Source organism: Samsonia erythrinae (genome assembly GCF_004342665.1).
GTDB classification, from domain to species: Bacteria; Pseudomonadota; Gammaproteobacteria; order Enterobacterales; family Enterobacteriaceae; genus Samsonia; species Samsonia erythrinae.
In genome coordinates this window covers 1,393-3,020 of record NZ_SMBY01000025.1, presented here as the reverse complement: position 1 = coordinate 3,020, position 1,628 = coordinate 1,393, and the positions used below count along the sequence as shown (strand labels likewise).

1 rRNA gene is annotated in these 1,628 nt (G+C 53.6%); it reads left to right on the top strand.

The annotated features are described in order from the left end of the window. Window positions 1-24: 24 nt before the first annotated feature. Window positions 25-1,566, top strand: a 16S ribosomal RNA gene (locus tag EDC54_RS17765). Window positions 1,567-1,628: the final 62 nt, after the last annotated feature.

Below are 1,628 nucleotides of genomic sequence, written 5' to 3'. Positions count from 1 at the left end.
AGTTCAGCAAATCAAACAAATCTTAAATTGAAGAGTTTGATCATGGCTCAGATTGAACGCTGGCGGCAGGCCTAACACATGCAAGTCGAGCGGCAGCGGGAAGTAGCTTGCTACTTTGCCGGCGAGCGGCGGACGGGTGAGTAATGTCTGGGAAACTGCCTGATGGCGGGGGATAACTACTGGAAACGGTAGCTAATACCGCATAATGTCTTCGGACCAAAGAGGGGGACCTTCGGGCCTCTTGCCATCGGATGTGCCCAGATGGGATTAGCTGGTAGGTGAGGTAACGGCTCACCTAGGCGACGATCCCTAGCTGGTCTGAGAGGATGACCAGCCACACTGGAACTGAGACACGGTCCAGACTCCTACGGGAGGCAGCAGTGGGGAATATTGCACAATGGGCGCAAGCCTGATGCAGCCATGCCGCGTGTGTGAAGAAGGCCTTCGGGTTGTAAAGCACTTTCAGCGGGGAGGAAGGGGATAAGGCGAATACCCTTATTCATTGACGTTACCCGCAGAAGAAGCACCGGCTAACTCCGTGCCAGCAGCCGCGGTAATACGGAGGGTGCAAGCGTTAATCGGAATGACTGGGCGTAAAGCGCACGCAGGCGGTCTGTTAAGTCAGATGTGAAATCCCCGGGCTTAACCTGGGAACTGCATTTGAAACTGGCAGGCTAGAGTCTTGTAGAGGGGGGTAGAATTCCAGGTGTAGCGGTGAAATGCGTAGAGATCTGGAGGAATACCGGTGGCGAAGGCGGCCCCCTGGACAAAGACTGACGCTCAGGTGCGAAAGCGTGGGGAGCAAACAGGATTAGATACCCTGGTAGTCCACGCTGTAAACGATGTCGATTTGGAGGCTGTGGTCTTGAACCGTGGCTTCCGGAGCTAACGCGTTAAATCGACCGCCTGGGGAGTACGGCCGCAAGGTTAAAACTCAAATGAATTGACGGGGGCCCGCACAAGCGGTGGAGCATGTGGTTTAATTCGATGCAACGCGAAGAACCTTACCTACTCTTGACATCCTCAGAAGAGACTGGAGACAGTCTTGTGCCTTCGGGAACTGAGAGACAGGTGCTGCATGGCTGTCGTCAGCTCGTGTTGTGAAATGTTGGGTTAAGTCCCGCAACGAGCGCAACCCTTATCCTTTGTTGCCAGCGATACGGTCGGGAACTCAAAGGAGACTGCCGGTGATAAACCGGAGGAAGGTGGGGATGACGTCAAGTCATCATGGCCCTTACGAGTAGGGCTACACACGTGCTACAATGGCGTATACAAAGAGAAGCGACCTCGCGAGAGCAAGCGGACCTCATAAAGTACGTCGTAGTCCGGATTGGAGTCTGCAACTCGACTCCATGAAGTCGGAATCGCTAGTAATCGTAGATCAGAATGCTACGGTGAATACGTTCCCGGGCCTTGTACACACCGCCCGTCACACCATGGGAGTGGGTTGCAAAAGAAGTAGGTAGCTTAACCTTCGGGGGGGCGCTTACCACTTTGTGATTCATGACTGGGGTGAAGTCGTAACAAGGTAACCGTAGGGGAACCTGCGGTTGGATCACCTCCTTACCAAGAAGATGTGGATTGAGTGCAGTGCTCACACAGATTGTCTGATGAAAATAACGAGCAAA